10 protein-coding genes are annotated in these 7,313 nt (G+C 31.5%); 5 read left to right on the top strand and 5 right to left on the bottom strand.

Translation table 11 applies throughout. The features are described from left to right. The first annotated feature begins 146 nt into the window (after window positions 1-146). The 5 genes from yedF (at window position 147) to C3E90_RS07320 (ending at window position 3,455) form a co-directional block, all read left to right on the top strand. Window positions 147-743: a sulfurtransferase-like selenium metabolism protein YedF gene (gene yedF / locus C3E90_RS07340; RefSeq protein ID WP_236915009.1), complete on the top strand. Its 597-nt coding sequence runs from the start codon at window positions 147-149 to the stop codon at window positions 741-743. A gap of 14 nt (window positions 744-757) precedes the next feature. Then, window positions 758-1,024 (top strand): DUF3343 domain-containing protein, encoded by a 267-nt coding sequence (locus C3E90_RS07335; RefSeq protein ID WP_236915008.1) that lies wholly within the window; start codon window positions 758-760, stop codon window positions 1,022-1,024. Window positions 1,025-1,038: 14 nt separating this feature from the next. Continuing rightward, entirely contained in the window at window positions 1,039-1,890 is an 852-nt protein-coding gene (locus C3E90_RS07330; RefSeq protein ID WP_236915007.1) for a mechanosensitive ion channel family protein, read from the top strand. 14 nt (window positions 1,891-1,904) lie between these two features. Beyond that, a complete protein-coding gene (locus C3E90_RS07325; protein WP_442870570.1) occupies window positions 1,905-2,135 on the top strand; it encodes a DUF951 domain-containing protein in 231 nt (76 codons plus the stop codon). A 138-nt stretch (window positions 2,136-2,273) separates the two neighbouring features. Next, window positions 2,274-3,455 (top strand): aminotransferase-like domain-containing protein, encoded by a 1,182-nt coding sequence (locus C3E90_RS07320; protein WP_236915005.1) that lies wholly within the window; start codon window positions 2,274-2,276, stop codon window positions 3,453-3,455. A gap of 30 nt (window positions 3,456-3,485) precedes the next feature. On the opposite strand, the gene C3E90_RS07315 is transcribed toward C3E90_RS07320, so the two are convergent. The 5 genes from C3E90_RS07315 to pstA form a co-directional block, all read right to left on the bottom strand. Then, complete coding sequence (locus tag C3E90_RS07315; RefSeq protein WP_236915004.1) at window positions 3,486-4,544, bottom strand: sensor histidine kinase; 1,059 nt, start codon at window positions 4,542-4,544, stop codon at window positions 3,486-3,488. A gap of 2 nt (window positions 4,545-4,546) precedes the next feature. Next, window positions 4,547-5,212: a response regulator transcription factor gene (locus tag C3E90_RS07310; protein WP_236915003.1), complete on the bottom strand. Its 666-nt coding sequence runs from the start codon at window positions 5,210-5,212 to the stop codon at window positions 4,547-4,549. A gap of 11 nt (window positions 5,213-5,223) precedes the next feature. Then, a complete protein-coding gene (phoU, locus tag C3E90_RS07305) occupies window positions 5,224-5,874 on the bottom strand; it encodes a phosphate signaling complex protein PhoU (protein ID WP_272879088.1) in 651 nt (216 codons plus the stop codon). A 21-nt stretch (window positions 5,875-5,895) separates the two neighbouring features. Continuing rightward, window positions 5,896-6,648: a phosphate ABC transporter ATP-binding protein PstB gene (gene pstB / locus C3E90_RS07300; RefSeq protein WP_336513019.1), complete on the bottom strand. Its 753-nt coding sequence runs from the start codon at window positions 6,646-6,648 to the stop codon at window positions 5,896-5,898. Beyond that, window positions 6,641-7,313, bottom strand: a 673-nt coding sequence (gene pstA / locus C3E90_RS07295) for a phosphate ABC transporter permease PstA (RefSeq protein ID WP_236915001.1), incomplete at its 5' end; no start/stop codon positions are given. The genes pstA and pstB, both read right to left, overlap by 8 nt.

Below are 7,313 nucleotides of genomic sequence, written 5' to 3'. Positions count from 1 at the left end.
ACTTTTTAATTGTCATTTATTTTAGCTATATTTTAGCTATAGATAAATTTTATAACAGTTTATTATCTTATAAAGAATACTCATAGTTGGACTTAGCTAAAGAGTAGTATAATATATTTATAAATATTAATTAGGAGGTTTTAATAATGAATATTGAAGTAGATGCAAGAGGACAAGCTTGTCCTAAGCCAGTTATTATGACAAAAAAAGAGTTGGATAATATAAAGGAAGGTATAATAACTACAATTGTTGATAATGAAGTGGCAAAGGAAAATGTTTCAAAACTTGCAAAAAGTTCAGGTTATGAATACAAAGTCGATAAAAAAAGTGATAATGAATATTATATACACATAACTAAAGGTGAAGTTTCAGAAGGAGCTAATGTGTGTATACCAGATACATTTAAGGATATGACTATAGCTTTTTCATCTAATACTATGGGTGAAGGCTCAGAGGAATTAGGAAAAATCCTAATAAAATCTTTCATATATACTTTAACTGAAGCAACTCCCTTTCCTTCTACATTGATATTTTATAATGGAGGAGTTCATCTAACCTGTGAAGGTTCAGAAGTAATAAAGGATTTAAAGAAGTTAGAAGCTGAAGGAGTAGAAATCATATCCTGCGGAACCTGTTTAGATTATTTTGAAATAAAGGATAAACTTCAAGTAGGGGAAATATCAAATATGTATACAATTTATGAAAAATTGAAAAATCCAATGAATACAATAATCCTAGGATAGGAGAGTATGTTATAATGAAATATAGACAGTATGGGATTATTACTTTTAAATCCACCCATTATGCAATAAAAGGAGATTTAGTATTTAAAGATAAGGACATCGAATATAGAACTATACCAACTCCAAGAGAAATAACTCATAGCTGTGGATTAGCTATTAGATTTGATTTAAAGGATCTGGATTTAGTAAAGGATATAATACAGGAAAATCAACTTGATATAGAAGGTATATTCAAACTTATTAAAAATGATGAAGGTTATAAAGCTGAAAAGTTAAACTAACAATGGAGGTATCTATGAATAGGGTATTAAATTTTGCAAATCAATTTTTAAAAAATAAAGATGGAAATTTAAACATACTGGGCAAAGGGTTAAAGATAATTATAGTATTTATTGCAATAAGAATACTGATTAAAGTATCCTATATTGTTATAGATAAAACTGTAGAAAGCAGAAAAAGAAGGATATTTTCCGTTGATGAAAAAAAGATTAATACCCTAACCGCTGTTCTAAAAAATATTATGAAATATGTTTTATACTTCATCGGTACAGTTATAATACTGGATATGTTTAATATAAATACTAATTCAATTTTAGCTACCGCTGGGATAGGTGGCTTAGCTATAGGATTTGGTGCGCAGTCCCTTGTAAGGGATGTAATAACAGGCTTTTTTATTCTATTTGAAGATCAGTTTTCTATAGGAGATTATGTTAAAATAGATAGTTATGAAGGGATAGTTGAGGAGCTAGGGGTAAGGGTAACCAAATTGAGAGATTTTTCTGGTGAGCTTCATATTATACCTAACGGTAATATAAAAATAGTAACTAATAAAACTAGAGGAGCTATGCGAGCCCTTGTAAAAGTTAGCATAGCTTATGAAGAGGATATAGATAGAGCAATAAAAGTATTAGATGAAGTTTGCAATAGATTAAAAGAATCTAATGAAAGCATTGTAGAAGGTCCTACCATATTAGGGGTAACGGATTTGGCAGGGTATGGAATTGGCCTAACCATAGTAGCTAAAACTAAGCCTATGGACCAGTGGAGTGTGGAAAGGGCTCTTAGAAAAAACATTAAGGAAGCCTTTGATAAGGGAAACATTCAAATACCATATCCTAAAATGGTAATGTATGACAATAGGTCTTAGGAGGGATTTATTTGATATTGAAATATGAACTTGGTGATATTGTGACCTTAAAGAAACCTCATCCCTGTGGAGAGAATAAATGGGAAATAATGAGAACTGGAGTGGATATTAAATTAAAATGTTTGGGATGTAATAGGCAAATATGGATACCTAGAGTAGATTTTGAAAGGCGTGTAAGAAGGATTTTAGTTGATGACAAATGGATTAGCATAGTTCATTATAAGGGAAAAGAAGGAGTAGAGTAGAAAGCTATTTTCTGGATTATTTTTACCAGAAAATAGCTTTTAATATTAGACAAATTATCCTTTTAATAGTAAACTATAATTGGTAGAATTAATTTATAGTTTTTATAAAAACGTTTATAAATCTTAGGAGGTGTTTTAATGGCTTTAAATTATGCAAAAAGAATGGACAATATTAAAGCTTCTGAAATTAGGGAATTACTTAAGCTAACGCAAAGACCAGAAGTCATTTCATTTGCAGGTGGATTGCCAGCCCCAGAGTTGTTTCCCGTGGAAGAGTTGAAAAAAGTAGCTAAAGAAGTATTAGAAGAAAGTGGAACTGCTGCATTACAATACGGCCCTACAGAAGGATATGAACCATTAAGACAAAGAATTGTTGAAAGAATGGATAAAGTAAACGTTAAAATCAATGTAGATAATATCTTGATTACAAGTGGATCTCAACAAGGTTTAGACTTTGCTGCAAGGATATTTGTCAATCCAGGGGATGTAATTATCTGTGAAAGCCCCAGTTATTTAGGTGCAATTAATGCTTTTAAAGCATATGAGCCAAAATTTGTTGAAGTAGAAACTGACGATTATGGAATGATAATGGAAGATTTAGAAAAAGCTCTTAAACAAAATGATAATGTCAAGTTCATCTACGTTATACCTGATTTCCAAAACCCATCAGGAAAGACTTGGTCTTCAGAAAGAAGAAGAAAACTAGTAGAATTAGCAAATGAATATAATGTAGCCATAGTAGAAGACAATCCTTATGGAGAATTACGATTTGAAGGAGAAATACTTCCTGCTGTTAAACACTATGATACAGAAGGAAGGGTGATTTTTTTAGGGACTTTTTCTAAAATATTTTGTCCAGGCCTTAGATTAGGTTGGGTAGCTGCTGATAAAGAAGTACTAAATAAATTTATTATGGTTAAACAAGGAGCAGACCTACAATCTAGTACCATCTCCCAAATGGAAGTAGCTAAGTTTTTAGAAAAATATGATATAGAAAAACATATTGACAAATTAAAGAAAGTATATAAAAAGAGAAAAGATTTAATGATAAAAACTATGGATGAAGAATTCCCTGAAGGGATTAAATACACTAATCCAGAAGGTGGGTTATTTACTTGGGTAGTATTACCAGAACATATAAACGCAAGGGAATTAGCAGTAAAAGCTTTAGAAAAAAATGTAGCCTTCGTTCCAGGAGGTTCTTTCTTCCCTAATGGTGGTAATGAAAATACCTTTAGAATGAACTATTCCAATATGGATGATGAAAGAATAGTTGAAGGTGTTAAAAGATTAGCAGAGGTATTAAGAGAAGTAATTTAATAAAAAACTCCCCCTAATCAGGGGGAGTTTTTAGATAGGCAGTTGTATTACAATTTCTGTACCTTCATCTATTTTACTAGTCAATGAAATTTTACCATTATGGTATTTTACTATATGCTTTACAATGGATAATCCAAGACCGGATCCCCCTACTTTCTTAGAACGACTTTTATCTACCATGTAAAAACGTTCAAAAACTTTATCCTGTTCATCTTCCGGAATTCCTACTCCAGTATCCTTCACCTTGATTTCACAGAAATTATTTTTTTCTTCTAGAAATACGTCAATTTTTCCATTGGGTTTATTATATTTTATGGCATTATCTACTAGATTATATAATAAATCCTTAATCATCCTTTTATTTCCGCGAATTAATATTTCTTCAGTTATAGTGTTCAACGTTAATCCTTTACTATTTGCTCTAATTTTCAATTGGGGAAGTACTTCATTAGCAATATCTGATATATTTATAGATTCCATTATTATATTTTGGGTTTCATCTTCAATGCGAGTTAAGTTTAAAATTGAATCGATTAAATCTAAAAGACGAGTGCCTTCCTTATGGATTATACTAGCAAATCTAATAGTATCTTCTTTATTTACTTCGCCAGTAGATAACATCTCAGCAAATCCGTTTATTGAAGTAAGAGGGGTTTTTAACTCATGGGATACATTAGCAGTAAAGTCCCTTCTAGATTTTTCTGCTTCTTTTAGTTTCAATATATAATCTTCTATTTCTATTTTTTGAATTTGGATGGTCTTCAAAAAAGGTTTCAATTCGCCATAAACTTCTACATCTTCCATTTCTTCTCCAGAGAGGATATTTTCGATGCTTTGAGTTGCTACAGATATAGGCTCTATAATTTTAGTAGTTAGTATATTAGCAACTAGATAAAGGGCTATTAGAATAAATACTAAAACTCCTACTGTAACGGGAAGAATAGACAAAATCTTAGAAGTAAAATCTACATATCCTAGATTAATATCGGAACTATATAAATCATAAAATAGAAAAGCGATAATACTAGAAGTTATGATTGCAGTAATAGTTGCAACCATGGCTAGATTAAAATAAATCCTCTTTTCCATAATTAATCCCCCAGTTTATAACCAACATTCCTAATGGTTTGAATATATTTTCCTGCATCTCCAAGTTTAAGCCTCAATGTTCCAATATGAACATCTATTGTCCTTGTTTCTCCTTGAAAATCAAAACCCCACACTTCATTCATTATCTTATTTCTTGATAAAACTATTTCCTGATTTTTCAACAAATAATATAGTAATTCAAATTCTTTATGGGTTAATACTATTTCTTTACCATTAACTGTAACCAAGTATTTTTCATAGTCAATAGATATTTCTCTAAAGGTTAATATTGTTGTTTTATTTTTCCTTTTACTACGGCGTAAAACCGCTTTAACTCTAGATATTAATTCCATTATACCAAAGGGCTTTTCAATATAATCGTCTGCTCCCATATCTAAGGATTTTACTTTGTCAAATTCGCTAGTTTTAGCTGTAAGCATTATAACGGGAATATCTGACGTTTTAATATTGGATTTTAGCTTTTTCAAAATAACATATCCATCATCACCTGGAAGCATAATATCTAAAATAATCAAATCAGGAATAGGATTCTCAAACAAAGTTTGACCATTTTCAAAGCCTGTAGCTTCAAATCCATTATTATTAAGGGCATAAACTACTAATTCTCTTATACTTTCATCATCTTCTATACAATATATTAAAGACATTCAATCAACTCCTACCATGTATAATGCTCTCCTTTTATTGCAAAATATACCCATTCTGCAATATTCTGAGCATGATCACCTATCCTTTCTAAATATTTGGCTATCATTAACAAATCGATAACCTGTTCTTTAGAATTCCTATCTTCCCTAACTAAATCTACTAGCTCATTTTTTATTATATCAAATAATTGGTCTACTGTATCATCATATGAGATTACTTCCTTAACAAGTTCTATATCTTTTCTAACAAAGGAGTCTATACTATTTTTAACCATTATTATTGCAGCTTCAGCCATTTGTGGGATATGAATAAGCTCTTTTAGATAGGTTTCATTGGCAAGTCTAATGGATATTTCTGAAATATCCGCTGCCTGGTCTCCTATTCTTTCCATATCCGTTATCATCTTCAAAGCAGCTGAAATAAGCCTTAAATCTTTGGCAACAGGTTGTTGCTGAAGCAATAATCTTAAACATCTTTGTTCAATAGTCCTTTCCATATTATCTACTTCCTTATCATTTTCTACTATTTGCCTTGCTAAATCTACATTTTGCTCTTTTAGGGCTGTTATAGCAGCCCTAATAGCACTTTCAATTAAATTGCCCATTTCTATCAATTCATCATTGAGTAAATCTAATTCTCTATCAAATCTATTCCTTATCATACTTATCATCCTCTCCATTTATTAACCAAATCTACCCGTTATATAATCTTCTGTACGCTTGTTTTTTGGCACGGAAAACAGTTGAACTGTTTGGCCAAATTCAATTAACTCACCATTTAAAAGAAAAGCGGTTTTATCGGAGACCCTAGTTGCTTGTTGCATATTGTGGGTTACTATTACTATGGTATAATTTCTTTTCAACTCTTGAATTAGATCTTCAATTTTTGCTGTAGAAATAGGGTCCAGAGCTGAAGTAGGTTCATCCATTAATAACACTTCTGGCTCAACAGCAAGAGCCCTTGCTATGCAAAGTCTTTGCTGTTGTCCCCCCGAAATCCTAAGGGCATTCTTTTTAAGATCATCCTTTACTTCATCCCAAATGGCAGCAGCTTTTAGGCTTCTCTCAACAATTTCATCTAGTTTGGATCTATTTTTTATTCCATGGGTCCTTGGACCGTAGGCAATATTATCATATATGCTCATTGGGAAAGGATCAGGTTTTTGAAAAACCATACCTACCCTTTTTCTCAGTAGATTAACATCAAAATTTTCAGCATATATATCTTCTCCATCCAGGAGGATATCTCCTTGGATTTTACATTTTTCAACTAAGTCGTTCATACGGTTTAGGCTTTTCAATAAAGTAGATTTTCCACAGCCTGAGGGTCCTATAAGGGCTGTTATTTCGTTTTCGTTTATATTCATATTTATACCTTTTAAAGCATGAAAATTACCGTAATATAAATTCATATTCTTTATAACAAATTTATTCATTTTCATTCCCCTTTGTCAATTTATTACTTAGTAAAGTAGATAATCCATTTACAATCAATATCACGATCAATAAAACAACTCCCGTTGCATATGATTCTTTCACATGAAGGCCTTCCGTAGAAAGTACATACATATGAAGGGCCAAAGTACGACCAGATGAAAAAAGTCCTTCTGGAATTTTTGTAGCAGTTCCTAAAGTAAATATCAATGCTGCCGTTTCTCCAACAATACGACCTATTGAAAGTATAATACCCGATAAAATTCCTGGCATTGCTACTGACAGGACTATTTTAAAAATAGTACGTAGCTTTCCTGCACCTAGGGCAAAACTAGCTTCCCTAAGGGAATCGTCTACAGAAAGCAAAGCTTCTTCCGTAGTTCTGATTATTAGAGGTAGTACCATAATTGCAGCCGTTAAAGCCCCGGCCAATAGAGAATATTTAAAATTAAGCCTTATAACAAAGAACAGCATACCAAATAATCCATAGACTATTGATGGGATACCAGATAGAGTTTCAGTTGCAATTCTAATGATTTCCACTATTTTATTGCCTTTTTTGGCATATTCCACTAGATAAAATCCAGTAAATATACCTATTGGTGTAGCAATTACTAGAGTTAAAAATATTAACATCAAAGTAGTAATCATAGCAGGAAAAAGGGAT

This window comes from Clostridium sp. Cult2, assembly GCF_021655075.1.
In the GTDB taxonomy this organism is placed as follows: domain Bacteria; phylum Bacillota; class Clostridia; order Tissierellales; family Tepidimicrobiaceae; genus Schnuerera.
The sequence above is the reverse complement of the archived record's forward strand: the minus strand, read 5'-3'. Positions and strand labels throughout refer to the sequence as shown.

Coding starts and splice junctions, on each gene's coding strand:
- C3E90_RS07310 (WP_236915003.1), bottom strand. CDS start 5,212: ATGTCTTTAATATATTGTATAGAAGATGATGAAAGTATAAGAGAATTA.
- pstB (WP_336513019.1), bottom strand. CDS start 6,648: ATGAATAAATTTGTTATAAAGAATATGAATTTATATTACGGTAATTTT.
- C3E90_RS07315 (WP_236915004.1), bottom strand. CDS start 4,544: ATGGAAAAGAGGATTTATTTTAATCTAGCCATGGTTGCAACTATTACT.
- C3E90_RS07330 (WP_236915007.1), top strand. CDS start 1,039: ATGAATAGGGTATTAAATTTTGCAAATCAATTTTTAAAAAATAAAGAT.
- C3E90_RS07320 (WP_236915005.1), top strand. CDS start 2,274: ATGGCTTTAAATTATGCAAAAAGAATGGACAATATTAAAGCTTCTGAA.
- phoU (WP_272879088.1), bottom strand. CDS start 5,874: ATGATAAGGAATAGATTTGATAGAGAATTAGATTTACTCAATGATGAA.
- yedF (WP_236915009.1), top strand. CDS start 147: ATGAATATTGAAGTAGATGCAAGAGGACAAGCTTGTCCTAAGCCAGTT.
- C3E90_RS07335 (WP_236915008.1), top strand. CDS start 758: ATGAAATATAGACAGTATGGGATTATTACTTTTAAATCCACCCATTAT.